Origin of the sequence: Frigoribacterium sp. Leaf186, from assembly GCF_001423905.1 — a bacterium.
In the GTDB taxonomy this organism is placed as follows: Bacteria; Actinomycetota; Actinomycetes; order Actinomycetales; family Microbacteriaceae; genus Frigoribacterium.
The window spans coordinates 104,616-129,874 of record NZ_LMPQ01000006.1 but is presented as its reverse complement, the minus strand read 5'-3'; the positions used below and the strand labels follow the sequence as shown (position 1 = coordinate 129,874).

Below are 25,259 nucleotides of genomic sequence, written 5' to 3'. Positions count from 1 at the left end.
GGAGCCGCCCCGGCGGGGGGCTGGGCAGGAGGCGCGTATTCGGGTTGCGCACCTCCTGCCGCTCGGGGGTGACGGACCGGCCGTGCACGGACACCGTGCCCGTCACGAGCTCGCCAGGGCCGCGGCGACGACGTCGAGGCCTTCGTGGAGCAGGTCGTCGCCGATGGCGAGCGGGGGCAGGAACCGGATGACGTTGCCGAAGGTGCCGCAGGTGAGCACGATGACCCCCTGAGCGTGGCACGCGGCCGCGACCCGACCGGTGAGCTGGGCGTCGGGCTCGCCGGTCGACGGGTCGACCAGTTCGACGGCGATCATGGCTCCGCGACCGCGGACGTCGCCGATGCGTGGGTCGTCTGCCTGGAGGCCACGCAACCGCTCGAGCAGCAGGTCACCGATCTGGGCGGCACGCTCGACGAGTCCGTCGTGCTCGTACGCCTCGATCGCGGCGAGTGCCGCGGCGCACGCGACGGGGTTTCCGCCGTAGGTGCCGCCGAGCCCACCGACGTGCGGGGCGTCCATGATGTCGGCACGGCCCGTGACGGCCGACAGCGGCAGGCCGCCCGCGATTCCCTTGGCCGTGACGACCAGGTCGGGGACGATGCCCTCGTGCTCGCTGGCGAACATCCGACCGGTGCGGGCGAAGCCCGTCTGCACTTCGTCGGCGATGAAGACGACGTCGTGGAGCCGACACCACTCGACCAGGGCCGCCAGGAAGCCGGGGGCGGGCACGATGAAGCCGCCCTCGCCCTGGATGGGCTCGATGACCACGGCGGCGAGGTTCGCGGCACCCACCTGTTTCTCGATCTGCTGGATGGCGCGAGCGGCGGCCTCTCGACCCGTGACCCCTCCGTCACGGTACGGATACGACAGGGGTGCCCGGTAGATCTCGGGGGCGAACGGGCCGAAACCGCTCTTGTACGGCATCGCCTTGGCCGTCAGCGCCATCGTCAGGTTGGTGCGTCCGTGGTACGCGTGGTCGAACGCGACGACCGCCGAGCGCCCGGTGTACGACCGCGCGATCTTGACGGCGTTCTCGACGGCCTCGGCACCGGTGTTGAAGAGGGCGGAGCGCTTCTCGTGATCGCCGGGGGTCAGCCGGTTGAGGGCCTCGCAGACGGCGACGTAGCCGTCGTAGGCGGTGATCATGAAGCACGAGTGGGTGAAGCGCTGCACCTGCTCGACGACCGCGTCCACGACACCGGGCGCCGAGTTGCCCACACCGGTGACGGCGATGCCCGAACCGAGGTCGATCAACGAGTTGCCGTCCACGTCGGTGAGGACCCCACCGCCCGCCGCCTCGGTGAAGACGGGCAGGCTGACCCCGACGCCCGCGGCGACCGCGATCCGTTTGCGATCCATGAGCTCGCGACTGCGGGGGCCGGGGATCTCGGTGACGAGTCGTCGGCGCTGTTCGAGGCCGGGGCCCCCTCGCGGGATCGAGACGGTGGTGGTGGTCATGCACTGCTCCTTCGACGTTGCGGCGACTCTAGGGACGGGTGCCGCGCCTCCTGAAGTGCCTGAATGTCCCGATCCGTCCCGCCGTCTGCCGATCTGGCACTCGACGGGTATCGTCATCCCATGAGACCCACGGTCCGCGCCCTCGTCCGCCACGAGCCGCTGGGCCTCCGGCTGCTCGACCCGACCACCCGGCTCGACGAGCCGTTGTCGTGGGTGCATTCCTCCGACCTCGACGACCCCTCGCCGTTCCTCGACGACGCCACCATGCTGCTCACCACGGGCACCCAGTTCGACGAGGACGCGGGACCGGTCGACTACGACGCCTACGTCGACCGTCTCGTGGACCGAGGCGTCGTCGCCCTCGGCTTCGGCACGGGCGTTCGGCACCCGTCCACCCCCGTCGCGCTCGTGGTGGCCGCGTCGGCCCGCGGAGTCCCCGTCGTCGAGGTGCCCTACGGGACGCCGTTCATCGCCGTCGTCCGCTGGGCCGCCGACCGACTGGCCGAGGAGGCGCGGGCGCGGGACCGGTGGACGCTGCGGGCCCAGCGCGCCGTCTCGGTCGCCGCCATCGGCGAGGGTGGTCTCGCCTCGGTCCTGCAGGTGCTCGCGGACCAGTTGGGCGGGTCGGTCGTGCTGTACGGGGACGAGGGCCTGCCACGGATCGTCGCCGAGGTCGACGGTGCCGCCGCGCGACGCGCGGACGATGCGGCGCTCGCCGACGACGAAGTGGGTCGGCTGCTGCGTCGAGGCGCTCGCGCGGGCAGCACGCTCACCTCGCCCACCGCGGTCACGACGCTGCAGACCCTCGGCCGCCGCGAGGACCTCCGCGGCGTGCTGACGGTGACCACGACGCACGATCTCGACCTCGCCGCGCGCGCCGTCGTCACGAGCGTGGTCGCGCTCGCCGAGACGACCCTCGAACGCGACGCCGCACGCATCCGTGGCCAGCGCGAACTGTGGCGTCAGGTCTGGTCGCTGCTCGTCTCGGGCGAGGTCGACACCGCACGAGCCATCACCCGTGCCGTCGGGGTCGGCCTCGTCGAGGGAGCCGTCCTCGTGGCGCTGATCCGACCCTCGACCGCGAGCTCGACCCGGGCCACGGAGGCGTTCGAGCGGCTCGCGGCCGGCCGTTCGGACGTCTTCGTCGCCCCCCTCGACGACCGTCTGGTCGTGATGGCGACCCCGGGCGCCCTCGACCTCGTCGCACTTGCAGCCGCCCACGACGTGCGGATCGGCGTCTCGGACCCCACCCACCACGACCGACTCGCCGGGGCTCTGGCCCAGGCCGAACGCGCCCTGGCTGCGGCCGTCTCGTCCAGCGCCCCGGGCACGGAGGCGGTGGTCACCTGGGCCCGAATTGCCGCCTCGGGCCTCGTCGCTGCACTCTGGACCGACGAGGCCGCGGCGATCGCCGCGGTCCGGCTGGCCGCGGTCACCGACCTGCCGGACGGCGACGACCTGCTGACCTGTTCTCGCACCTGGCTCGAGCACAACGGCGCCTGGGACCCCGCGGCCCGCGTCCTCGGCCTCCATCGACACAGCCTGCGGGCCCGCGTCGCGAAGGTCGAGCACGCCCTCGGCGTCTCGCTGGACGGCTTCGCCGAGCGGGCCGAACTCTGGGCCCTGCTCGAAGCCGCAGGGGCACGCGGGTCCAGCTCGTGACGACGGCGCCGCTCGTCTCCTCGGCGAGCGCGGACGCCCCCGCCGTGCCCGTCCGGTGGTACGAGCCCTGGCCGGGGTCGGCCGTGGCGCCCGGCCCGACCCGGCGATCACAGCCCCTCGGGCTTTCCCCAGGCCCTCGTGATGAACGCCGAGCGCGACAACATGCGTGCCTCGGGCGACCTCTTCGCCGCAGAGCTCGCCGAGGCAGGGGTCGACGTGCAGCACCACGTGCTGCCAGACACCCGCCACGCATTCTCGAACCGGCCCGGCCTCGCCGAAATCGCCCACACCGTCCAGCTCGTCGCGGAGTGGACCCGCGGCAGCGAGCCTGCCCTACCGACGGCTGCTCAGCGGGACCGGCTTGACTGGTTGCCGTGAACACGCTCATCGTCACCGCCCACCCTGATCGCGATTCTCTGACCGCCGGCCTCGCCCGGCGACTGCAGGAGGCCCTGCCATCGGACTCTGTCGAGCTGGCCGATCTGGCGGCGGAGGGTTTCGACCCGCGCTTCGGTCCGGCGGACCGTGAGGCCTACCGTGGTCACGGGGAAGCTCCCTCCGACGTCGTGCGCGAACAGGAGAGGATCGACCGAGCCGACCACCTCGTCCTGGTGTTCCCCGTCTACTGGTGGTCGATGCCCGCCCTGATGAAGGGCTGGATCGACCGGGTCTTCGTCAACGGGTGGGCGTTCGCGACCGACCCCGAGGGTGGCACGCGCCGCATGCTCGGACGGTTGACCGTCCATCTGCTCGGCGTGGCCGGCGACTCGGCCGGCACGTACGAACGACATGGCTACGAGACCGCCATGCAGACGCAGATCGAGCACGGGATCGTGGACTACGTCGGCGCCCGACGCGGCGCGACGATCGTCCTGCACGAGTCCGAGGGAGCCGACGCCGCAGCTCGGAACGCACTCGTCGACGAGGCCGTCGACACGGTGGCCCGTGCCGTCCTCGGGAACGCGCCCCGCGCCTCCTCGGCGTCGTAGTCAGCGGAAGTCGCCGACCTGACGGTCGACGGGCACGGTGCGCTCGACGACGACGTCACCCGTGTGGGCCGTGGTCGTGGTCTCGATCAGGACGATCTCGACCTCGTCGTCGGCGACGGGGTTGTGCTGCACGCCCCGGGGCACGACGTGGAACTGGCCCGGGGTCAGCACCACCTCGACGTCGTCGGGCAGCTGGATGCGCAGGGTGCCCGAGACGACGAGGAACATCTCGTCCTCGGCGTCGTGCGCGTGCCAGACGAGTTCGCCGAGCAGCTTCGCCACCTTGACGTACTGGTCGTTGACCCGTCCGACGACCCGAGGCGTCCAGTGCTGGGTCACCTGGCGGAGTTCGGCCGCGACGTCGATTCCGGGGAGGGCAGTCATGCAGCCATTCTCGGGGCACGGCGGTCCGTCTCGCGACGTCGCGCTCGTGTCTGGTTCGATGGCCCGATGACGAAGCAGCCGATGGCACCGGTCCCGAAGGCACGAGCCGGCGACCGAGTCGCGGTCCTCTCCCCCGCCTTCGCGGCCCCGGCCGTGTCGGCACAGCTGCACGAACAGGCCCTGCGGCGGCTCGCCGAGGCGACCGGGCTCGCGCCGGTCGAGTACCCCACGACACGACAGCTGGGGGCGACCGCCGAGGCCCGAGCGGCCGACGTCACCGCGGCGTTCGCCGACCCCACCATCCGGGCCGTGCTCGCGACCGTCGGCGGTGACGACCAGATCACGGTCGTCCCTCACGTCGACGCCGCCGTCCTCGCCGCCGACCCGAAGCCCTTCGTCGGGTACAGCGACAACACGAACCTGCACGCCCTGCTGTGGGGGCTCGGCGTGCCGAGCTACTACGGCGGGTCGACCATGGTGCACCTCGGCCCCGGGCCCCACGTGGACGACGTGCACCTGCTGTCGCTGCGCGCCGCCCTGCTGGACGGCGGCGTCCTCGAGCTGACCGACCCCGGCGAGTCCGAGGACTTCGGCGTGCCGTGGGACGACCCCCGGGCGCTGACCGAGTTCGGCCGCCGTGAGCCGAGCGGGCCCTGGGCCTGGGCGGGCCCGGATCGCGTCGTCGAGGGCACGACGTGGGGCGGTTGCCTCGAGGTGCTCGACCAGCTCGCGCTGGCCGACCGCTTGCCACCGACCTCCGACCTCGAAGGCACGATCCTGCTGCTCGAGACCAGCGAGGAGCTGCCGTCCGCGGACCAGGTCGGCCGGTGGGTGCGCGCCCTCGGCGAACGCGGCGTCCTCGAGGTCGTGGCCGGTGTGCTCGTCGCCCGTCCGCCCGCGAGCGCCCTCGGCTCGCCCGTGCCGACGGCGGCAGAGCAGGAGGCGCGGCGCACCGCCCAGCGCGACGTCGTCGTCGAGCTGGTCGCGCGGTACGCCCCCGAGGCCGTCGTCTGCGTCGGGGTGCCGTTCGGGCACACGCGACCGCAGTGGATCGTCCCGCACGGCGGCACCGTTCGCCTCGACGGCGTCGCGCGGACGGTCAGCGCCGACTACTCGTAGGAGCTCGTCCGGTCGAGACCGTCAGAAGACGGCGACGGTCATGCCGGCGGTGACCGCCGGGCGGTCCATGGCCGTCAGGGCGTCGGGCAGGTCGTCGAACGAGATCGTGCGACCGATGGACTCAAGGGGGCGCAACCGGCCCGCGACGACGTCGTCGATCATGGCGGCGTACTCGCCCACCGAGATGCCGTGGCTGCCGAGCAGCTCGAGTTCGTCGGCGATGACGCGGCCCATCGGGATGACCGGGGTGGCCTCGTCGTCGAGCAACAAGCCCACCTGGACGTGTCGACCACGCGGGCGGAGCGACGCCACCGACGCCGCCGAGGTGACTCGGCTGCCGAACGCGTCGAGCGCGACGTGGGCACCGCCTCCTGTCACGGCGCGCACCCGCTCGACGGCGTCGTCGTCCATCGGGACGACCTCGGCACCCAGCGCCGCGGCCCGGTCGAGGGCGGCGGACGAGATGTCCGAGGCCACGACGCGCGCACCGGCGGCGACCGCCACGGCCACGGCCGAGAGCCCCACGCCGCCGCAGCCGAACACGGCGACCCACTCCCCCGCCTCGACCCGGGCCCGGGCGTGCAGCGCGTGGTACGCCGTGCCGAACCGGCAGCCGAGCGCGGCCGCCTCGACGAAGCCGACCGCGTCGGGCAGGGCGACGACGTTCACGTCGGCGTGCGGCACGACCACGGACTCGGCGTACGACCCGGGCAGGGTGAACCCGGGCTGCTGCTGACGGGTGCACACCTGGGTGGCGCCGGCCCGGCACTGCTCGCACCTGCCGCACGCGAAGACGAAGGGGGCCGTCACGCGGGCTCCGACGGCGACCCGCGAGACCGCCGGGCCCACCGCCGTCACCACGCCCGCGAACTCGTGACCCGGCACGTGGGGCAGGCGGACCGAGTCGTCGTGGCCCTTCCAGGCGTGCCAGTCGCTGCGGCACACCCCCGTCGCCGCGACGCGGACGACGACTCCGTCGTCCGGCGGGGCCGGAGTCGGGAGGTCGACGAGGGACGGAACCGACCCGAACTGGTCGTACTGAACGGCGCGCATCCCCCGATCCTGACACGAGCCGGGCGCCGGTCGCCCGTCACCCCGGACGGAGGCGCGCGACAGCGGGTAGGAACGGTGCATGAGCCTCGCATCCACCCTCCTCCGCCTGACCGTCGGCGGCTTCTTCGTCGGCCACGGACTCCAGAAGCTGACCGGCGCCTTCGACGGGCCCGGCCTGGCCGGCACCGAGCAGATGATGGCCGGCACGGGCATGCACCCGGCCGCCCGCAACGCCCGTCTCGTCGCCGTCACCGAGACCGCCGGCGGCGCCGCCCTGGCCCTCGGCGCCGCGACCCCGCTGGCCGCCGCCGGCATCGTCGGCACGATGGTCACGGCTGTCCGCAAGGTGCACCTGGCCAAGGGGCCGTGGGTCACCGAGGGCGGCTACGAGTACAACGCCGTCCTGATCGCCGCGGCCGCGGCCCTGGCCTCGGGCCCCGGCGGGCCCTCGGTCGACCAGCTCTTCGGCAAGAAGTCGTGGGGTGCCGGCGGGACGGTCTTCGCCCTCGTCGCCGGCGTCGCCGCCTCGTTCGTCGCGGTCGAACTGGGCAAGCGTGCGACCCCGCCGACCGAGCCGGACGCCGACTCCTCGGCGGCCTGATCCCCAGGCGTCGTCTCGTCTCGTCCCCAGGGCGCGACCTCCCGGTGACGGGCGGTCGCGCCCTTCGTCCGCACACCGGGTGACGGTGGCCTCTGCGACCATGGGGCCATGACACCGACGAGCACCGCGACCGACATCGACGCGGAGGCACTCGACCTGCTGCGCGCGCTCACCGGCCGCGACGACGCGGTCTTCCACGACGGCCAGCTCGAGGCGATCCGGGCGCTCGTCGCCGATCGACGCCGGGCCCTCGTCGTCCAACGCACCGGGTGGGGCAAGTCCGCGGTGTACTTCATCGCGACGCTGCTGCTGCGCCGACGCGGCACGGGCCCGACCCTGCTCGTGTCGCCCCTCCTGGCGCTGATGCGCGACCAGGTCGCCGCGGCGGCCCGAGCCGGCGTGCGGGCGGTGGCCGTCAACTCGGCGAACGCCCACGAGTGGTCCGACGTGCAGCAGCGCCTCGTCGACGACGAGATCGACGTGCTGCTCGTCTCACCCGAGCGCCTGAACAACCCGCGGTTCCGCGACGAGCAGCTGCCCGTCCTCATCGCCCGGTTGGGCATGCTCGTCGTCGACGAGGCGCACTGCATCTCGGACTGGGGCCACGACTTCCGCCCCGACTACCGCCGCCTCGCCGACCTCATCCGCACCCTGCCCTCCGGCGTCCCCGTGCTGGCGACGACCGCCACGGCCAACGCCCGCGTCGTGGCCGACGTCGCCGAGCAACTCGCCGTGGGGCCGGGCGACGAGGTGCTGACGATCCGCGGGTCGCTCGCGCGCGCCTCCCTCCGCCTCGGGGTGCTGCAGCTGCCGACGTCACGCGACCGACTCGGCTGGTTGCTCAGCCACCTGGCCGACCTGCCGGGCAGCGGCATCATCTACACGCTCACCATCTCGGCGGCCGACGACACCGCTCGCCTCCTGCGCGAGGCAGGCCACGACGTCCGCTCGTACTCCGGTCGCACCGACCCCGAAGAACGCGAACTGCTCGAACAGAGGCTGAAAGACAACGACCTCAAGGCGCTGGTCGCGACCAGTGCCCTCGGCATGGGCTTCGACAAACCCGACCTCGGCTTCGTCATCCACCTCGGCGCCCCGTCGTCACCCGTGGCCTACTACCAGCAGATCGGCCGCGCCGGCCGGGCCACCGACAACGCCGACGTGCTGCTCTTGCCGGGCACCGAAGACGCCGAGATCTGGCAGTACTTCGCCACGGCGTCGATGCCGTCCGAGGCGCGGGCCTCGGCCGTGCTCGCCGAGCTGGGCGAGACGCCCCTGTCGACGCCGGCCCTCGAGGCCAGGGTCGACGTCAAGCGCACCCCGCTCGAGCTCATGCTCAAGGTGCTCGACGTCGACGGTGCCGTCCGCCGGGTGCAGGGCGGCTGGGTGAGCACCGGCCTGCCCTGGGTCTACGACGCCGAACGCTACGAGCGCATCGCCGCGGCCCGGGTGACCGAACAGGAGTCGATGCTCACGTTCGAACGCGGGGCGACCTGCCGCATGCAGATGCTGCAGCTCGATCTCGACGACCCCGCCGCCGAGCCCTGTGGGCGGTGCGACGTCTGCGCCGGCGCCTGGTACCCGACCGACATCGCGGGCGAGGCGGCCACCTCGGCCGCCAGCACGCTCGACCGGGTCGGCGTCGAGATCGACCCCCGAGCCCAGTGGCCCACGGGTGCCGACCGGGCCGGGGTCCCCGTCAAGGGCAAGATCCCCGAGGGCGAGAGGGTCGAGCCGGGTCGCGCGCTGGCCCGGTTGACCGACCTCGGGTGGGGCAACACCCTGCGAGAGGTCTTCGCCACGACCGCCCCCGACGCCCCCCTGTCGAAGCACCTCCTCGACGGGGTCGTGCGCGTGCTCAAGGAGTGGCCGTGGGCCGAGCGCCCGGTGGGCGTCGTGGCCATGCCGTCGACGTCACGCCCGCAACTCGTCGGGTCGCTCGCCGAGGCGATCAGCACCGTCGGGCGGCTGCCGCTGCTCGGCACCCTCGGCAGCGCCCGCCCGTCGGCCGGCCGTGGCCAGGGGGGCAACAGCGTCTACCGTCTGGCCGACGTCTGGCAGTCCTTCGAGGTCGGCCCCGAGCTCGCCGCCGCGCTCGGCGACGTGACCGGTCCGGTGCTGCTCGTCGACGACCTGGTCGACAGCCGCTGGACCCTCACCGTCGCCGGCCGCGACCTGCGCCGTGCCGGGGCTCCGGCCGTGCTGCCGTTCGCCCTCGCCGTGGTCGGCTGAGTCCGCCCGCGCAGCCGGCGGCGGACGTCAGCGCTCGAACCGCATGCCGTCGCGCGTCAGCGTGCTGAGGCGCATCAGCAGCACGTCCCGCGGGTAGTTCTGGTGCATCCGCCACGGCGAACGCGCTCCCTGCCTCGGCATCAGGTGCACCCCGCGCGAGACGTACCCGCTCGACAGGTCGATCAGCGGGCTCGTCGGCCCGGGCCGGGTCGGGGCGACCGGTACCGCCGACCGGTACCCCCGGCGGTCGAGATGCCGCAGCACCCGCGAGACGTAGTGCACGACCAGGTCGATCTTGAGGGTCCAGGACGCGTTCGTGTAACCGATCGCGAAGGCCAGGTTCGGCACCCCCGACAGCATGAACCCCTTGTAGGTCAACCGGGTCGCCGGGTCGACCGCGACACCGTCGACCGACAGCTGCATGCCGCCGAAGAGCAACAGGTTCAGCCCGGTCGCCGTGACGACCACGTCCGCGGGCAGCTCGCGCGCCTCCTGACCGTCACGGCCCGCGACCCGGACCCCGTCGGGGGTGAACCCCACGATGTCGTCGGTCACGATCTCGGCGTCACCCGATCGCAACGACCGGAAGAGCGCGCCGTCGGGCGTGATGCAGAGCCGCTGGTCCCACGGGTCGTAGCTCGGCTGGAAGTGCCGGTCGACCTGGAAGTCGTCGGGCAGCCGCCGGGCCACCTGAGCCCGCAGGAAGGCCTTCATCTTCTCGGGCGACCGTCGGCTGGTCTGGAAGCTCAGCAGGGCCATCCCGATGCTGCGCCAACGGATCAACCGGTCGTCGACGACCTGTGGCAGCAGCCGCCGCCAGGCACGGGGACGCTTCCGCCGCGACGGCAGCGCCAGGACGTAGGTCGGCGACCGCTGCAACATGGTCACGTGCTCGGCGGTCTCGGCGAGGGCGGGCACGAGCGTCACCGCCGTGGCGCCCGAGCCGATCACGACGACGCGCTTGCCGGTCGCGTCGAGGTCGGCGGGCCAGTGCTGGGGGTGCACGATGCGCCCGGCGAACGAGTCCTGCCCCGGGAACGCGGGCGACCAGCCCTCGTCGTAGCGGTAGTACCCCGAACAGACGAACAAGAACGCGCACGAGATCGTGACGCGACGAGGGGCCGGGGCGGTGCCCGCGCCTCCTTCGCCGTCGGACGCGGCCGTCGGACGCCCCGCCGAGCCGACCGGGGCTGCCGGGTGGGCCGGGTCGGTGACGTCGAGCGTCACCGTCCAGCGGGCGTCGGCCGACGACCAGTCGGCCGAGACGACCCGGTGTCCGAAGCGGATCAGCCCGGCGACGCCCGTCTCGTCCGCCGTGTCGCGCACGTAGTCGCGGATCGCCGCCCCCGGCGCGATCGCCCGGCGGTCGCGCCACGGCCGGAACCCGTAGCCGAGGGTGAACATGTCGCTGTCGGACCGGACGCCCGGGTACCGGAAGAGGTCCCACGTGCCGCCGATCGCGTCGCGCGCCTCGACGACCGCGAGGCTGCGGCCGGGGAAGTCCCGACGCAGCTGGGCCGCCACGCCGACGCCCGACAGGCCCGCCCCGACCACGAGCAGGTCCACGTGCTCGACCCCGTCGTGACCGTCTCGGGAGGCGCCCCCGCCCTGCGAGGCCGAGGCCGAGGAGGCGCGGGTGGCGTCGCTCACGGGACGAGCACGATCCGGATGGGGTCGCCCTCTTTGCGTTCGAGCATCTGCACGGCGCGTTCGGCCTCGGCGAGCGGCACGGTGGCGCTGACCGAGCGTGAGAAGTCGAGCCGCCCCCGGCCTGCCAGCGCGACGAGGGTGGTGACGTCGGAGGGTTCCGAGCCGTAGTGCCCGAGCACCTGCTGCTGCAGGAAGCTGAACTTCGTGCCGTCGGTGATCGTGATCGGCTTGTCCGAGAGGCCGACGAGCGTCAGCCGGCCGCGGTACCCGAGGCAGGCGATCGCCTGCTCGCGGACGGCCGGCACGCCCGCGAAGTCGAAGGCCCGGGCGAGCCCGCGCCCGCCGGTGGCCCGACCGAGCGCCGTGGCGAAGTCCGGGTCGGCGGGGTCGAGCGCCAGGTCGGCACCGAACTCGAGCGCCCGCTCGCGGGCCCGGGGCAGCGGGTCGACCGCGATGATCGGCGCGGCACCGATCAGCGAGAGCAGCTGCACGGCGTGGGCGCCGAGACCGCCGACGCCCCAGACGCCGACCGCCGTGCCGGGGCGGACGTCGGCCGTCGTGGTCAGGGCGGCCCATGGCGTCGACACCGCGTCGGGGATGAAGCAGGCCTGCTCGAACGGCAGCGAGTCGGGGATCGGCACGACCGTGTCGGCGCGGGCCACGGCGAACTCGGCCCAGCCGCCGTCGTAGTCGACGCCGCGGGTGAAGACCTGGCCGTCGCGCTCCTCACCGGCCTGCAACAGGACGCGGTCGCCGACGGCGACGTGCGTGACACCCTCGCCCACCTGGTCGACCGTGCCCGCGACCTCGTGGCCGAGGGTCACGGTGTCACCCGCCAGCTTCAGCGGCGTGAGCGAACCCTGGATCAGGTGCACGTCGCTCAGGCAGACGCCGGCGGCGGCGACGGCGATGCGGACCTGACCGGGCCCGGCGTCGGGGGTGGGCACCTCGGTGACCGAGAAGTGGCGGGTGCTGACGTCGAGGCGTCCGGCGAGCATGGTGACTCCGTCCTGCGGGGCCCGGTCGGTCGGCTCTGACCGCGGGCGTGACCGCACATCGGGTGCGACGCTACGCCGCCACGGCCGATGTTGCACGCTGCACCCGCCGCCGCCCCCGCCGCCGCTCGGCGGGCGGGCGCCGAGACCCCGGGAACGCGCCGAGACCCCCGCGCGCGCACGGGGGTCTCGGCGACTTTCCGGGGTCTCGGGCCGGGGCCCTACCGGAGGCGCGGCTCGTCGTCCGAGTGGGCGTCGCCCGCCGGGGCGTCGGCGAGCTGCTCGTCGGCCCGGCGACCGTCGGTGCCGACCATCGCGTGCAGCGACCCGGTCGAGATGCGGTCGGGCGAGGTGCCCTCGAGCGAGCCGAGCCCACCCGTGCGACCGTCGAGCAGTCGGGCCCCGGTGGGTCGACCGGCGTCGTCGGTCGAGAGCGCGGCCTCGTCCTCGTGGGCGGTCGCGGCCAGCGGACCCGACGAACCGGAGGCCGAGGAGGCGCCGTGCCCGTCGGCGTTCATGGTCGCCTCGTCGAAGGGCGCGCGACCCGACAGCACGGTCTCGACGCGGTCCTTGTCGATCTGCTTCGTCCAGGTGCCGACGAGGATCGTCGCGACGGCGTTGCCGGTGAAGTTCGTCAGGGCGCGGGCCTCCGACATGAAGCGGTCGATGCCGACGATGACGCCGACGCCGTCGACCAGGTCGGGGCGGTGGGCCTGCAGGCCGCCGGCCAGTGTGGCGATGCCGGCCCCGGTGACGCCGGCGGCACCCTTCGAGGCGATCATCATGAACAGCAGCAGCGACACCTGCTCGCCGACGCTGAGCGGCGTGCCCATGGCGTTGGCGATGAAGAGCGACGCCATGGTCAGGTAGATGGCCGTGCCGTCGAGGTTGAACGAGTACCCGGTGGGCACGGTGATGCCGACGACGGGCTTCGAGACGCCCAGGTGCTCCATCTTGGCGATGAGGCGGGGCAGGGCGACCTCGCTCGACGAGGTCGACACGATCAGCAGGTACTCGCGGCCGAGGTACTTCATCACCCGGAAGATGTTGACGCCGGTGACGAGCTTGAGGATCGTGCCGAGCACGACGGCGACGAACAGGATGCACGTGATGTAGAAGGCGACCATCAGCGTGCCGAGCGCGACGATGGCCGCGACGCCGGTCTCGCCGACGACGGCGGCGATGGCGCCGAACGCACCGATCGGGGCGACCCACATGATCATCGCGAGGATGCGGAACACCAGCAGCTGCAGGTTGCGGACGCCCTCGAGGATGGTCTTGCCGCGGTCGCCCATGCGCTGCAGGGCGAAGCCGACGAGCAGCGCGACGAACAGCGTCTGCAGGATCGACCCGCTGGTCAGCGACGACACGAGCGTCTCGGGGATGATGCCGAGCAGGAAGGCCGCGGTGCCGCCGGCCTCTTCGGCGGCAGGCGCCTCGTAGCCGGTCGAGCCGACCATCAGGCCCTCGCCCGGGTGGATCAGGTTGCCGACGACCAGGCCGATCGCGAGCGCGAAGGTCGACATCGCGATGAAGTAGCCGAGCGCCAGCCCGCCGACCTTGCCGACGGTGGCGGCCTTCGCGATCGAGCCGACGCCGAGCACGATCGTGCAGAAGATCACCGGCGCGATCATCATCGAGATGAGCGACACGAACGCCGTGCCGATCGGCTTGAGCTGCACCGCGACCTCGGGGGCGGTCAGGCCGACGACGATGCCGGCCGCGACGGCGACGATCACCGCGATGTACAGCCAGTGCGAGCGGTCGATGCGGCGACGGGCACGAACGCCGTTCGTCAGCGTCGTGCCGCCGGGGGTGGGGGTCTGCGGGCCCTTGTGCGTCTTTGCCATGGGGTCTTCCTCGAGCTCATGACCGGCGGCGTCGTCGTCGACGGTCGTGCGGGGGTGCGGTGACGCGACTCTGGTCGCTCGCCCGACGGTCGTCGACCTTGTGGTCATACTGGTCGCGCCGTGCGGTCCGGTCGCGCCGCGCTGTCCGGTCGAGCCGTGCTGTCCGGTCGAGCCGTGCGATCCCGTCGCGCCCTGCGCAGCGGTCACGCGCGCTCCGGTCCTGCCGTGCGTCATGATGGACCCGGCCGCAGCGCAGCGAGGAGCCCGCCCGAGATGACCGTCGATCCCACCCGGTGGAGCATCGCCACCCGGCTCTTCGCGCTGCTCGTGGTCTTCGTGGTCGCCGTCGCCGTGCTCGCGACGGCCGGGACCCTCCGTTCGGCCCGCGAGGACGCCGACCGCTCGGCCGCGCGGGCGTGCCTGGCCCTCGCCACCTCGATCGCCGACAACCCCTACGTCGTCGACGCGCTGGCGACCGACGACCCGAGCGAACGCCTGCAGCCCTACGCCGTGGCCTTGATGAGTGACACATCGACCGACTTCGTCACGATCATGCGCCCCGACCGCACCCGCCTGACGCACCCGGACCCCGCCGAGATCGGCCGTCCGTTCGTCGGCACCGTCGCCCCCGCGCTGCGCGGCGAGTCGTTCACCGAGACCTACGCCGGCACCCTGGGCCCGTCAGTCCGGGCGGTCGTGCCGATCGAGAGCGACGGCGAGGTCGTCGCCCTGGTGTCGGCCGGCGTGACGGTCGACTCCATCACGCAGTCCGTCGGCGAGCGCCTGCCCCTGGTGTTCGCCGCCGCCGGGGCCACCGTGCTGCTCGGCGGCGTGGTGTCGTGGTTGCTGAGTCGCTACCTGCGTCGGGTCACCTGGGGTCGCGGGCCCGAAGAGCTCGCGCGGATGTTCGCCTACTACGAGGGCGTGCTGCACTCGGTGCGCGAGGGCCTCGTCCTGGTCGACGAGCGCGGGCGCCTGACGCTCTACAACGACCAGGCCGCCGAGCTGCTCGACCTGCCGCCCGGGGGCATCGCCGCGCCCGTGCCGCTCGACGAGTTGCAGCTGCCCGCCTCGCTGCGCGAGTTGCTGGCCTCGGGTCGCCGAGCCTCCGACGAGGTGCACGTGACCGACGACCGCGTCCTCGTCGTCAACCAGGAGGTCACCGAGCCCTCGGACGGCACGCCTCCCCCGCCCGGCCGCCGGGGCACGAGATCCGTGCCCGACGCGTCGGTCCCGGCAGGTGCTGTGCCCGCAGTGGCCGCGTCGACCCCGGGAGGCGCGGTGCCCGCAGGAGGCGCGGCGCCCGCGACCGGCGCGGCCCGCCTCCGCCCCCGGCGCACGCTCGGGACGGTGACGACCCTGCGCGACCACACCGAGCTCGCGCACCTCTCGGGCGAAGTCGAGACCATGCGCACGCTCTCGGACGCGCTGCGGTCGCAGACGCACGAGTTCTCGAACCGGCTTCACACGATCGTGTCGCTGATCGAGCTCGGCCGCGGCGACGAGGCGCTGCGCTTCGCCGCCGACGAGCTCGACCTCGGCCAGAGGCTCGCCGACCGGGTCGTCGCCTCGATCGACGAGCCGACCCTCGCCGCCCTGCTGCTGGGCAAGGCCGCGCAGGCCCGCGAGCGCTCGATCGACCTGCGCGTCGACGTCGAACCCGGGCTGGGGGCGATCGACGTCGAGCCCGGCGACCTCGTGACGATCGTCGGCAACCTGCTCGACAACGCCTTCGACGCCGTGGCCCCGACGCTCGACCCCGCCGCCGACCCCGTCCCCGCGCCCTCCCCGGTCCGTCCGCCACGGGTCGAGGTGACCGTGGCCCGGGTCGAGGGCGGCGTGCAGCTCGACGTCGAGGACGACGGGCCGGGGCTCGACGACGTCGAACTCGCGTTCCGGAGGGGCTTCAGCACGAAGCCGGCGGCGGTGGGCGGGCGCGGCATCGGCCTCGCGCTCGTGCGTCAGGCCGTGGGTCGGGTCGGGGGCCGGCTCGACGTCGCCACGGGGCCCGACGGGACCACCTTCTCGGTGCTGCTGCCCGACCCACGGCCCGGGGACGCCGACGCCGACGTGCGGCACCGGGGCGGGGTGCGGTCGTGACCCGCGCCTCCTCGTCCGACGACCGGGTCCGGGTGCTCGTCGTCGAGGACGAGCCCCTGACCGCCGAGGCGCACGTCGCCTACCTCGAACGACTCGAGGGCTTCGAGGTGGTCGGCCGGGCCCGTGACCGTCGCGAGACGCTCGACGCGGTGCGTGCGGCCGGTGCACCCGGGGGCACGGGGCTCGACCTCGTGCTGCTCGACATGAACCTGCCCGACACCCACGGCCTCCAGCTGTGCCGGGCCCTCCGCGCGGCGGGTTCGACGGTCGACGTCATCGCGATCACGGCCGTCCGCGACGCGTCCGTGGTGCGGACGGCCGTGTCGCTCGGCATCGTGCAGTACCTGATCAAACCGTTCACGTTCGCGACCTTCGCCGAGCGACTGGGGGCCTACCGGGCGTTCCGCGAGTCGCTCGCCGCCGGGCAGGGGCAGGTGACGCAGTCCGACGTCGACCTGGGCCTCGCCAGCCTGAGGCAGGCGCCGGCCCCGGCGCTGGCGAAGGGGCTCGCCCCGGCGACCCTCGACCAGGTCGTGGCCGTGCTGCGTCGGGGCGGGTCGCCGTCCGCCGGCGAGGTGGCCGACGCGGCCGGGGTGTCGCGCGTGACGGCCCGCCGCTACCTCGAACACCTCGCCGACACGGGGGCGGCGACCCGAGAACCCCGGTACGGCAGCCCCGGCCGCCCCGAGCACGGCTACCGCTGGAACTGACCCGGCGTACCCCGACGGCCGGCCTGCTGGGCGAGCCGCCCGACGGGGCCGGTAGACCGGGACGATGCAGAAACCACTGGCCGTTCTGTTCGACATCGACGAGACCCTCGTGCACACCGGCGGGGCCGGCGGACGCAGCTGGACCTGGGCCTTCGACCACCTGCACGGCGTGGCGGCCGACATCGGCGACCACACGAGTGCGGGCGAGACCGACCCCGAGGTCGGCCGGCAGACCTTCGAGGGCGTGATGGGGCGCACGCCGACCGACGCCGAGATGGCAGCGCTCTACGCGGCCTACCTCTGGCACCTCGCGGACGACATCCGCACCTCCGAGGGGTACCGGGTGCTCGACGGAGCCGAGGAGGCGCTGCGGGCGCTGAGCGACGCGGGCGTCGTCCTCGGCGTGATCTCGGGCGCGATGGAGGGCGCGGCCCGCACGAAGATGGAGCCGGCCGGGCTCGGCCGCTGGTTCGTCTTCGGCGGCTACGGCTCGGACAGCCCCGACCGGACCGAGGCGACCCGGGCCGCGATCCGCAAGGCGTCGCTGCTCGTCGGCCACGACCTGTCGCCGACCGAGGTCTTCGTCGTCGGCGACACCCCGCACGACGTCACGAGCGCCCACGCGGCCGGGGCGACGGGCATCGGCGTCGCGAGCGGCAAGCACTCGGTCGACGAACTCCGCGAGGCCGGGGCCGACGCCGTGCTCACGTCGCTGACCGAGGCGTTCCCCGGGCTCTGACGCGGTCGTCCGCGTCGGACGGCACTGCCGGCCGCTGGCACCGGCCCTCGGCGCCGGCCCTCGGCGCCGGCCCTCAGCGCCGGACGAGCCGTGCGATCTCGGGCAGCGTCGCCAGGGTGCCGGACGCCCCGTGCTGGTCGGGGTCGAGCGCGAGCCGCTTCAGCCCGGCCCGCGTGTAGGTGCCGACGTCGGCCACGAAGTCGGCGGGTGCCCGCCAGACGATCCGGTCGGCCGCCGAGGGGTCGAGCCCCCGGGCGAGCGCGGCGTCGCGGGCGCGCTCGGGTGACGTGAAGGCGAGCAGCGTCGGCGTGCCCTCGTCGACGACGGCGAAGGGCTTCGACGCCCCCGCGGTGCCGCGGTCGACGAACCACCAGGCCTCGAGGCGGAACGCCGAGCGCCAGAGGGCGACGGGGTCGTCGGCGACGATCGCGGCGATCCGCTCCTGCGGTGCGTCCGCCGGGCCGGGGGTCGGGACGGGAGCCGGGACGGGTGCCCCGACCACGGGTGCGACCGCAGGAGGCGCGGTGACGGTCGACCCCGGGCGACCGGCCGGCGAGGCGGTCCGGTCGACGACCCGCTCGAGCCGCGCGCGCCTCCTCTGGGTCACCCCGATGCGCACGAGCACGACACCGCCCGCGACGAGCACGGCCACGACGACGAGCGCGACGACGACGTCGACCGACGACTGGCGCCCCGGCGCCACGAGGCCGACGAGCAGCACCGACGCCCCGATCGGCGAGCCGACCACGGCGATCGCGAGCAGCACGACGCCCCAGGTCAGGGCGGCGGTGCCGCTCGGTCGGCGGCGGGTCGACGGGTCGGGGCTCGGCATCGACCCAGCGTAGGGCGACCCGGTGCGCGGCGACCGGACGGGAGCCGGACACGGCGGCCGACCGGGCCGGGCGGACGTGGGCCGACCGGGCCGGGCCCGTCGGGCCGACTCGTCCGGCTACTCCGCCGCGCGTGCCCAGCCGAGCCCGCGGGCCTCGACCATGCCACGGAGGGCCGTGGTCAGGGCCGCGAAGTCCTTCGGGCCGAGGGCGTCGGTCAGGACCACGTACGCGTGCGCGGCGTCGGCCGGCAGCGAGGGCGTCGCCCGGGTCGGGTCGACGAGACGGGTCGTCCCCGCGCCGCCGGCGTGCCGACGCACCTCGTCGTGGTCCCGCAGGTGGACGTTGACGAGCCGCTTGCCGTCGCCGATCGCGAACAGGCGCGCCACGAACGAGACCCGGCGCATCGATCGACCGGTACCGCCGGCCAGGGGTTCGGCCGGCCCGTCGACCCAACTCACGCGCGTGACGGAACTCCACGGCACGACGACGCTGCCGTCGATCACGATCGCCGACGCGTGGACCGCCAGCAACCGGCTGCCGCGACGACGCGCCGCACCGACGTACTCGGAGAAGGTCGCGACGGGCAGCAGGGTCGGCAGCACCCACAGGGCCACGACGAACCACAGCCACCCCGTGCTCGTGATCGACCAGGTGACGAGGGCGGCCATCAACGCGAGGGCGAGCAGGACGCCGAGCCCGGAACCGACCAGCTGACGACGCAGCCGACGCCCGTCGTGGGCGGCCACGAGCACCGGCGGGTCGGTCGGGAGCGCGAAGCGGTCGGCGGGCGCGTCGTCGGACGCGGGGCGACCCGGTCGACGGTCCGCGGGCGCCTCGGCAGCCTTCCCGCGTCGCGCCTGCCTGTCGAGGCCGAAGCGGCGCATGGCCTCGAGCGCTCCGAGCGGCGCGAAGGGGCCCCTGCCCTGCACGTCGACGAGGACGCCGAACACGCCTGTCCGTTCGAGGGCCGCGGCGTCGTCGACGAATCCGGCGGAGGGCAGGGCGAGCAGTCGGCCGGCCTCGTCGTCCGGCAGTCCTCGTGCGAGGCCGTGCTGCCGTGCCCGCTCGGGCGACGTGAACGCCAGCACCATCGGACGACCGTCGACCTCGGCCACCAGCGGTTGCACGTCGGGCAGTTCGCCGCGGGCGACGAACCACCAGCGGTCGAGCGCGAAGATCGCGTCCCAGAGGTCGGCCTGGGCGTCGATGTCGTCGATGCCGCGGAGTTCGGCGACCCGTGCCAGCTCGTCGATGCGTTCGCTGGCGACCCGCATCTCGTCGGCGGACCGCGGCGGCGGCAACGGCGTGCCGCTCGAAGCAGGCAGAGGGGTCGGTTCACTCATGCCGACAGCGTACGGGCCGGCCCTCCTGGGCGAGGAATCCTCACAGATGGTCGCCGCTGCCGCACGCACGACCCGACGGTCGGCGCTACGCTCCGACCATGGCCGACACGCGTGGACCCCAGATCGTCCGAGGCGACCCCGAGGTGACCCGGGCGACGCTCGACCTCAAGCTGCCGGTGGCGATGCTGCCCGGGCTGGTGCGCCGGGCCCTGCAGGCGAGCCCGACGTTCTCGTTGAGCGACGCCGACGAATCGGGCGCCACCCTGCTGCGGCGGTCGGCGTCCGCGAGCGTCGCCGACGCCGTGCGACTCGACTTCACGGCCTCCGACCGCGGCAGCCGCGTCGCGGCCGAGGTGCACTCCCCCGGGGGCACCGTGGGTACCTCGGTCAAGCGCCGAGACGACGACACCACCGCCCTCTTCGAGGCGATCGCCACGGCCGCCGGGCCCTTCTGACCCGGGCGGCGCGGGCCCTGCGTCAGCTCACGTCCCCGACGATCCAGGTGTCCTTCGCTCCCCCGCCCTGCGACGAGTTGACGATCAGGCTGCCCTCGGGAGCGACCCGGGTGAGCCCCAGGTCGGCCAGCACGCTCTCGCCCGCACCGGTGCCGGTCAGGTAGACGAAGCAGCGCAGGTCGACGTGTCGCGGCTGCAGCCCGGTCGAGGTCAGGGTCGGGTGCGACGACAGCGTGACGACCTCCTGGGCGACCCAGCCCGCCGGATCCCGGGCGATCTCGGCCCGGCGCTCGGCAACGACCGCGGCGCTCGCCGACGGACCGATCAGCACGCCCCGACCACCCTCGCCGTCGACCGGCTTGGTGACCAGCTCGCCCACGCGCTCGAGCACGGCCATCCGCTCGGCCGGGTCGCCCGTCCGGTAGGTCGGCACCGACTCGAGCAGCGGACGCTCGCCCAGGTAGTACCAGATCAGGTCGGGCACGGCGCAGTACATCGCCTTGTCGTCGGCCAGCCCGTTGCCGGGGGCGTTCGCGAGCACGACGTCGCCCGCGGCCGCCACGTCCATCAGGTGCTCGCCGAGCAGCGGGTCGTGCGGCGCATGCAGCTCGACCAACTCACCGTCGAGGCGCAGGTAGAGGGCGTCGACGACGGTGCCCGTCCTGCGGTCGACGACCCGCGCCTCCCGGACCTCGACGTCGTCGGCCTGCAGCAACAGCAGGCCGGCCCCCTCGGCGAGGGTGCGGTGCTCGTACCAGGCCGAGCTCGTCGGCCCCTCGGACAGGATCGCCCCGACCGGCACGCGGGTGGCACCGTCGCCACCGTCGCCACCGTCGTCATCCCGAGGAGGCGCGGCGTGCGCCAGCAACGTCGCCCGCAGCACCGCGAACACGCTCGTCGGGTCGAGCAGCCCCGCCGGCCGCGGAGCGTCCGGCACCACCTCGTCGAGCAGCCGCCGCACGGCGATCGAGAACGCCGCCCCGCTGGGCGAGCGCACGTTGTCCTCGAGCACCCGCCAGCCGCCGAGCTCGTTCCGCACCAGGTCGAAGCCCTGCACCGGCGCCCGGACCGCGTCCACGGGCAGTCGCGAGGCCTCGTCCCGCCAGCCCGCCGCACCGACGACCTGCTCGGCGGACAGCACACCGTCGGCGACGACCCGGCGTTCGCCGTAGGCGTCGCGGAGGAAGGCCTCGATCGCCCGGGCCCGCTGGGTGAGGCCGGCCTCGAGCTGGCTCCACTCGTGGCGCGTGACGATGCGGGGCACCAGGTCGCAGTGGAACGCCCGGTGGTCGCCCCCGACCCCGAAGCCGAGCCCCGCCTGCTCGCACCACGCGTCACGGGCGACGGCGCGGGCGTGGGCCTCGGTCGGCCCGAGCTCCTGGAAGAACCCGGCCACGTCACGGTAGGCCGGGCGCGGGTGCAGCCCTGGCCCGATCGCCTCGTCGCCGGCGCGGAACCGGTACCCGACGAGGGTCGGCGTGGGGGCGTCGAGCCCCGCGGCCGGGCCGTGCGTCTCGCGGACGACGAGGTCGACCACGTCGTCGAGCCGCCCCCGCTCGGCGAACGCGGCGCGCTGCCGGTCGGCCGAGTTGCCACGGGCGAGCGTCGCCTCCGCCAGGTCGGTCACGGTCTGCCAGTCGCCGAACTCCTCGAGCTGCGGCCGCAGCCGGGTCACGAGCTGGCGGACCGCCTCGGCCGCGGGCAGCCGCGACGGGTGCTGCTCGAGGTCGAGCAGCTCGCCGCCGAGCCCGCTGCGCGCGGCCTGCCACATCGCGGCGCGGTGCAGGGGTGCGGCCCGGTGCTCGGCGGGTCGACCGGCCTCGACGTCCGTCTCGGCCCGACGGACGGCGGCGCGGTACAGCCCGGCGATCAGCACGGCGTCGTCGACCAGTGGGCACGCGTCGCAGGTGCGCAGCTCGAGGGTCGGCTCGTGGCTCGACGGGCGCACGTCGAAGTAGGCCATCTTGCTGTCGGCGATCACGCCCGTGTCGATGAGGTCGGCCAGCAGGCGGTCGTACTCTGCGGCGTCGGCCATGGGCCCGGTCGCCCCGGCGCTCGGCCAGCGCTGCCAGATGATCGAGCGGATGCTCGCGTACCCGGTGTCCTGCCCGTTCCAGTAGGGCGAACTCGCGCTCAGGGCGAGCAGGGCCGGCAGCACGGGGGCGATGCGCCCGGCGATCTGCACGGCCAGGTCGCGGTCGGCCACGCCCACGTGGATCTGCAGGCCGCAGATCAGCTGCTCGTCGACCAGCAGCCGGTACTGCTCGTGCATGCGGCCGTAGCGACCGGTCGTGGTGAGCTCGAAGTCGGCGAACTCGCTGCGGGGCGCCGTGCCGACCGCCCCGATGGCCAGCCCCTCGGTGCTCGTCACCTCGACCAGGTCGCGCCGCAGCGTCAGGATCTCGCGGCGCAGGTCGTCGAGCGTGGTCACGACGGGCACGTTGGTCTCGACCGTCGTCCGCTGCAGCTCGGCCCCGTAGCGGTCGGCAGGAAGGCGAGCGAGCAGGTGCGGCGCCCGGGCCGACAACCGCCCCGTCTCGAGATCGATCAGGTGCAGCTCTTCTTCGGCCCCCAGCGTCAGCTCTGCGCTCATGCCTGCACAGTAGGGGCGCGTCCCCACCGCGTCCCCGGTTTCATGAGGAGTTCACATGATCGGAACACGAGGAGGCGCGGGCCGGGTCACCGGCCGCATCACCGGCCGGGTCGTCGGCCGGGTCACCGCCCGGGTCGTCGGCCGGGTCAGACCTCGGCGGTCTGGCGCACCCCCGCGGCGGGCAGCAGCACGCCGTCGATGAGTCCGATCAGGAACTCGCGGTCGACAGGCTTGCGAAGCACGAGCACCCGGTACGACACCATCGACGGCGTGACGAGCGCGAGCGCCTCGATGTCGGCGTCGGCCGAGATCTCGCCCCGCTCGAGGGCACGGCGCATGAGCAGTCGGTTGGCCTCGGCGCGGGGCTGGACGATCGCGGCGTCGACCGCCTCGGCCAGTTCAGGGGTGGTCGAGAGCATCGTGACCACGCCGGCCATGACCCGCATCTTCTTCTCGGCCTCGTCGATGCTCTGCGGCTTGATCATCGCGACGAGGTCGCCCCGCAACGTGCCCGTGTCGGGCAGGTCGTCGAGATCGACGGCACCCCGCTTGAGGCAGGCCACGGCGTCGACGACGAGTTCGCCCTTCGACGCCCAGCGACGGTAGAGCGTGGCCTTGCCGGCCTTGGCGCGGGCCGCGACCATCTCGATGGTCATGCCCTCGAACCCGGTCTCGGCCAGCACGTCGATGGTGCACTGGAGGATCTCGGGGTCGCGGCTGTGGTCGCGCTTGCGCCCGGGTCGCCCGGGCGTCGCGGGCGTCGCGGGCTCGGCCTCGGCGGGCGTCGTCGCCTCGCCTTCCCTGTCGGTCATGGGGTGACTCTACATCGGATGTTTACGAAACTGGCTGTATCCGAAACTGTCGGGACTCGTATATGCTCGCGCTCATGTCTCAGGCCTCCACCTCCCGTGACGGCGCGACCCGCGCCTCCTCGTCCTCGCCCACCCCGCCGTCGTCACGGCGCTGGTGGACCCTCACCACGGTCGCGCTCGCGCAGCTGATGGTCGTGCTCGACTCCACCGTCGTCAACATCGCCCTGCCCGCCGCCCAGACCGACCTCGGCTTCTCGGACGGCGACCGGCAGTGGATCATCACCGCCTACTCGCTCGCGTTCGGCAGCCTGCTGCTGGTCGGCGGACGCGTCAGCGACCTGATCGGTCGCAAGCGCACCTTCATCATCGGCCTGATCGGCTTCGCCCTCGCCTCGGCCCTCGGCGGTGCGGCCGGCACCTTCGGGCTGCTCGTCTTCGCCCGCGCCCTGCAGGGTGCCTTCGGCGCGCTGCTCGCCCCGACCGCGCTGGCCGTGCTGACGACGACCTTCACGATCCCCAAGGAGCGCGCCCGGGCCTTCGGCGTCTTCGGCGCCATCGCCGGGGCCGGCGGCGCGATCGGCCTGCTGCTCGGCGGGTTCCTGACGCAGTACGCCTCGTGGCGCTGGAACCTCTACATCAACGTCGTGATCGCCGCCGTCGCCGTGGTCGGGGCCGCGATCTTCGTGTCGCACGTCACCCGCACCGGCCCGCGCCCGAAGCTCGACGTGCCCGGCACGCTGCTCGTCTCGGGCGCCCTGTTCTCGCTCGTCTACGGGTTCTCGAACGCCGAGACCCAGGGCTGGGATTCACCGCTGACCTGGGGGTTCCTGGTCGCGGCCGTCGTGCTGCTCAGCTCGTTCGTGGCGTGGCAGCGTCGGGCCGAGCACCCCCTGCTGCCGCTGTCGATCGTCCTCGACCGCAACCGCGGGGCCGCCTATGCCTCGGTCACCATCGCCGGCGCCGGCATGTTCGGCATCTTCCTGTTCGTGACCTACTACCTGCAGACCTCGCTCGGCTACACCCCGACGAAGACCGGGCTCGCCTTCTTGCCGATGATCGCCATGCTCGTGCTCGCGGCCCAACTGTCGACGAACATCTTCGTGCCGCGCTTCGGGCCGAAGGTCATGGTCCCCTTCGGCATGACGCTCGGCGTGATCGGCATGCTGCTGCTCACCCGACTCGACCTCGAGAGCACCTACGCCGCGAACGTCCTGCCGGCCCTGATGGTGCTCGGCTTCGGCATGGGCTCGATCATGCCCGCGTCGATCCAGACCGCCACGCTCGGCGTCGACCGCGGGCACGCGGGCGTCGCCTCGGCCATGGTCAACACCAGCCAGCAGGTCGGCGGCTCGATCGGCACCGCACTGCTCAACACGCTGGCCGCGACCGCGGCCGCGAACTACGTCGCCGACCACCTGCCCGCGACCGGAGCCGTCGCCGCCGAGGCCGCGGTCACCGGCTACGCCACGGCGTACTGGTGGGGAGCCGGGTTCTTCGCCGTCGGCGCGGTCGTCGCGGCGCTGGTGTTCCGCCGACGCGTGCCGCAGACCGACCAGGTCGACCCGTCGACCTCGCCCGCCGTCGACGCCCCGGTGCCGGTGCACTGACGCGAGCCGCGCACGCGGACGACCCGCGCCTCCTCAGCCCTCGGGGCCGGGGAGGCGCGGGTCGTGTCGGTGAC

The 25,259-nt window shown here is 73.7% G+C and carries 20 protein-coding genes and 1 pseudogene; 11 read left to right on the top strand and 10 right to left on the bottom strand.

The window, feature by feature from the left end:
- Positions 1–102: 102 nt before the first annotated feature.
- Positions 103–1,458 carry a 4-aminobutyrate--2-oxoglutarate transaminase gene (gabT, locus tag ASG05_RS05920; RefSeq protein ID WP_056258752.1) on the bottom strand — a complete coding sequence of 452 codons (1,356 nt, stop codon included), beginning with the start codon at positions 1,456–1,458 and terminating at the stop codon, positions 103–105.
- 120 nt (positions 1,459–1,578) lie between these two features.
- Between gabT and ASG05_RS05915 the strand changes: the two genes are divergently transcribed.
- The 3 genes and pseudogenes from ASG05_RS05915 (at position 1,579) to ASG05_RS05905 (ending at position 4,109) form a co-directional block, all read left to right on the top strand.
- Positions 1,579–3,120: a PucR family transcriptional regulator gene (locus ASG05_RS05915; protein ID WP_056258749.1), complete on the top strand. Its 1,542-nt coding sequence runs from the start codon at positions 1,579–1,581 to the stop codon at positions 3,118–3,120.
- A gap of 123 nt (positions 3,121–3,243) precedes the next feature.
- Positions 3,244–3,498, top strand: a pseudogene (locus tag ASG05_RS05910) (alpha/beta hydrolase); the annotation flags it as partial.
- Positions 3,495–4,109 carry an NAD(P)H-dependent oxidoreductase gene (locus ASG05_RS05905; protein WP_056258743.1) on the top strand — a complete coding sequence of 205 codons (615 nt, stop codon included), beginning with the start codon at positions 3,495–3,497 and terminating at the stop codon, positions 4,107–4,109. The pseudogene ASG05_RS05910 and the gene ASG05_RS05905, both read left to right, overlap by 4 nt.
- On the opposite strand, the gene ASG05_RS05900 is transcribed toward ASG05_RS05905, so the two are convergent.
- Positions 4,110–4,493, bottom strand: a complete 384-nt coding sequence (locus ASG05_RS05900) for a cupin domain-containing protein (RefSeq protein WP_056258741.1) — start codon at positions 4,491–4,493, stop codon at positions 4,110–4,112.
- A 66-nt stretch (positions 4,494–4,559) separates the two neighbouring features.
- Between ASG05_RS05900 and ASG05_RS05895 the strand changes: the two genes are divergently transcribed.
- Positions 4,560–5,612 carry a S66 peptidase family protein gene (locus ASG05_RS05895; RefSeq protein ID WP_056258739.1) on the top strand — a complete coding sequence of 351 codons (1,053 nt, stop codon included), beginning with the start codon at positions 4,560–4,562 and terminating at the stop codon, positions 5,610–5,612.
- Positions 5,613–5,633: 21 nt separating this feature from the next.
- On the opposite strand, the gene ASG05_RS05890 is transcribed toward ASG05_RS05895, so the two are convergent.
- Complete coding sequence (locus ASG05_RS05890; RefSeq protein WP_056258736.1) at positions 5,634–6,665, bottom strand: alcohol dehydrogenase catalytic domain-containing protein; 1,032 nt, start codon at positions 6,663–6,665, stop codon at positions 5,634–5,636.
- A 79-nt stretch (positions 6,666–6,744) separates the two neighbouring features.
- On the opposite strand from ASG05_RS05890, the gene ASG05_RS05885 reads away from it, so the two are divergent.
- Positions 6,745–7,266 (top strand): DoxX family protein, encoded by a 522-nt coding sequence (locus ASG05_RS05885; RefSeq protein WP_056258734.1) that lies wholly within the window; start codon positions 6,745–6,747, stop codon positions 7,264–7,266.
- Positions 7,267–7,374: 108 nt separating this feature from the next.
- Entirely contained in the window at positions 7,375–9,498 is a 2,124-nt protein-coding gene (locus tag ASG05_RS05880) for an ATP-dependent DNA helicase RecQ (protein ID WP_056258731.1), read from the top strand.
- A 27-nt stretch (positions 9,499–9,525) separates the two neighbouring features.
- Here ASG05_RS05880 and ASG05_RS05875 read toward each other — a convergent pair whose 3' ends face one another.
- The 3 genes from ASG05_RS05875 to ASG05_RS05865 form a co-directional block, all read right to left on the bottom strand.
- Positions 9,526–11,148 (bottom strand): NAD(P)/FAD-dependent oxidoreductase, encoded by a 1,623-nt coding sequence (locus ASG05_RS05875; RefSeq protein WP_082486489.1) that lies wholly within the window; start codon positions 11,146–11,148, stop codon positions 9,526–9,528.
- Positions 11,145–12,146: a zinc-binding dehydrogenase gene (locus ASG05_RS05870; RefSeq protein ID WP_056258728.1), complete on the bottom strand. Its 1,002-nt coding sequence runs from the start codon at positions 12,144–12,146 to the stop codon at positions 11,145–11,147. The genes ASG05_RS05875 and ASG05_RS05870 overlap by 4 nt, the downstream gene beginning before the upstream one ends.
- Positions 12,147–12,364: 218 nt before the next feature.
- Complete coding sequence (locus tag ASG05_RS05865; protein ID WP_082486488.1) at positions 12,365–13,993, bottom strand: cation:dicarboxylate symporter family transporter; 1,629 nt, start codon at positions 13,991–13,993, stop codon at positions 12,365–12,367.
- Between the two features lie 273 nt (positions 13,994–14,266).
- Here ASG05_RS05865 and ASG05_RS05860 point away from each other — a divergent pair, with 273 nt between their 5' ends.
- The 3 genes from ASG05_RS05860 to ASG05_RS05850 all read left to right on the top strand — a co-directional run bounded on the left by ASG05_RS05860 (position 14,267) and on the right by ASG05_RS05850 (position 17,542).
- A complete protein-coding gene (locus ASG05_RS05860; protein WP_056258726.1) occupies positions 14,267–16,093 on the top strand; it encodes a sensor histidine kinase in 1,827 nt (608 codons plus the stop codon).
- Complete coding sequence (locus ASG05_RS05855) at positions 16,090–16,803, top strand: response regulator (RefSeq protein ID WP_056258723.1); 714 nt, start codon at positions 16,090–16,092, stop codon at positions 16,801–16,803. Before ASG05_RS05860 ends, ASG05_RS05855 begins: the two co-directional genes overlap by 4 nt.
- A 64-nt stretch (positions 16,804–16,867) precedes the next feature.
- A complete protein-coding gene (locus ASG05_RS05850; RefSeq protein ID WP_056258720.1) occupies positions 16,868–17,542 on the top strand; it encodes an HAD family hydrolase in 675 nt (224 codons plus the stop codon).
- 73 nt (positions 17,543–17,615) lie between these two features.
- Here the strand turns inward: ASG05_RS05850 and ASG05_RS05845 are convergent, their stop codons facing one another.
- Together ASG05_RS05845 and ASG05_RS05840 are read right to left on the bottom strand one after the other, a co-directional pair.
- The gene (locus ASG05_RS05845) at positions 17,616–18,374 is read right to left on the bottom strand and encodes a hypothetical protein (RefSeq protein ID WP_056258718.1); all 759 of its coding nucleotides are present in this window, start codon (positions 18,372–18,374) and stop codon (positions 17,616–17,618) included.
- Positions 18,375–18,491: 117 nt separating this feature from the next.
- A complete protein-coding gene (locus ASG05_RS05840) occupies positions 18,492–19,718 on the bottom strand; it encodes a hypothetical protein (RefSeq protein WP_157490091.1) in 1,227 nt (408 codons plus the stop codon).
- 98 nt (positions 19,719–19,816) lie between these two features.
- Here ASG05_RS05840 and ASG05_RS05835 point away from each other — a divergent pair, with 98 nt between their 5' ends.
- On the top strand, positions 19,817–20,173 hold the full coding sequence (locus ASG05_RS05835) for a hypothetical protein (RefSeq protein ID WP_056258712.1): 357 nt from the start codon (positions 19,817–19,819) through the stop codon (positions 20,171–20,173).
- A 22-nt stretch (positions 20,174–20,195) separates the two neighbouring features.
- On the opposite strand, the gene ASG05_RS05830 is transcribed toward ASG05_RS05835, so the two are convergent.
- Together ASG05_RS05830 and ASG05_RS05825 are read right to left on the bottom strand one after the other, a co-directional pair.
- On the bottom strand, positions 20,196–22,766 hold the full coding sequence (locus ASG05_RS05830; protein ID WP_056258710.1) for a carboxylate--amine ligase/circularly permuted type 2 ATP-grasp protein: 2,571 nt from the start codon (positions 22,764–22,766) through the stop codon (positions 20,196–20,198).
- Positions 22,767–22,912: 146 nt separating this feature from the next.
- Positions 22,913–23,578 (bottom strand): TetR/AcrR family transcriptional regulator, encoded by a 666-nt coding sequence (locus ASG05_RS05825; protein ID WP_056258708.1) that lies wholly within the window; start codon positions 23,576–23,578, stop codon positions 22,913–22,915.
- Positions 23,579–23,652: 74 nt separating this feature from the next.
- On the opposite strand from ASG05_RS05825, the gene ASG05_RS05820 reads away from it, so the two are divergent.
- Entirely contained in the window at positions 23,653–25,185 is a 1,533-nt protein-coding gene (locus ASG05_RS05820; protein ID WP_056258820.1) for an MFS transporter, read from the top strand.
- Positions 25,186–25,259: the final 74 nt, after the last annotated feature.

Bases quoted from the DNA above. Each gene is read 5' to 3' on its own strand.
- ASG05_RS05865 (WP_082486488.1), bottom strand. From the start codon at position 13,993: ATGGCAAAGACGCACAAGGGCCCGCAGACCCCCACCCCCGGCGGCACG.
- ASG05_RS05860 (WP_056258726.1), top strand. From the start codon at position 14,267: ATGACCGTCGATCCCACCCGGTGGAGCATCGCCACCCGGCTCTTCGCG.
- ASG05_RS05915 (WP_056258749.1), top strand. From the start codon at position 1,579: ATGAGACCCACGGTCCGCGCCCTCGTCCGCCACGAGCCGCTGGGCCTC.
- ASG05_RS05845 (WP_056258718.1), bottom strand. From the start codon at position 18,374: ATGCCGAGCCCCGACCCGTCGACCCGCCGCCGACCGAGCGGCACCGCC.
- ASG05_RS05840 (WP_157490091.1), bottom strand. From the start codon at position 19,718: ATGAGTGAACCGACCCCTCTGCCTGCTTCGAGCGGCACGCCGTTGCCG.
- ASG05_RS05820 (WP_056258820.1), top strand. From the start codon at position 23,653: ATGTCTCAGGCCTCCACCTCCCGTGACGGCGCGACCCGCGCCTCCTCG.
- ASG05_RS05835 (WP_056258712.1), top strand. From the start codon at position 19,817: ATGGCCGACACGCGTGGACCCCAGATCGTCCGAGGCGACCCCGAGGTG.
- ASG05_RS05870 (WP_056258728.1), bottom strand. From the start codon at position 12,146: ATGCTCGCCGGACGCCTCGACGTCAGCACCCGCCACTTCTCGGTCACC.
- ASG05_RS05830 (WP_056258710.1), bottom strand. From the start codon at position 22,766: ATGAGCGCAGAGCTGACGCTGGGGGCCGAAGAAGAGCTGCACCTGATC.
- ASG05_RS05890 (WP_056258736.1), bottom strand. From the start codon at position 6,665: ATGCGCGCCGTTCAGTACGACCAGTTCGGGTCGGTTCCGTCCCTCGTC.
- ASG05_RS05900 (WP_056258741.1), bottom strand. From the start codon at position 4,493: ATGACTGCCCTCCCCGGAATCGACGTCGCGGCCGAACTCCGCCAGGTG.
- ASG05_RS05880 (WP_056258731.1), top strand. From the start codon at position 7,375: ATGACACCGACGAGCACCGCGACCGACATCGACGCGGAGGCACTCGAC.
- ASG05_RS05850 (WP_056258720.1), top strand. From the start codon at position 16,868: ATGCAGAAACCACTGGCCGTTCTGTTCGACATCGACGAGACCCTCGTG.
- ASG05_RS05825 (WP_056258708.1), bottom strand. From the start codon at position 23,578: ATGACCGACAGGGAAGGCGAGGCGACGACGCCCGCCGAGGCCGAGCCC.
- ASG05_RS05895 (WP_056258739.1), top strand. From the start codon at position 4,560: ATGACGAAGCAGCCGATGGCACCGGTCCCGAAGGCACGAGCCGGCGAC.
- gabT (WP_056258752.1), bottom strand. From the start codon at position 1,458: ATGACCACCACCACCGTCTCGATCCCGCGAGGGGGCCCCGGCCTCGAA.
- ASG05_RS05885 (WP_056258734.1), top strand. From the start codon at position 6,745: ATGAGCCTCGCATCCACCCTCCTCCGCCTGACCGTCGGCGGCTTCTTC.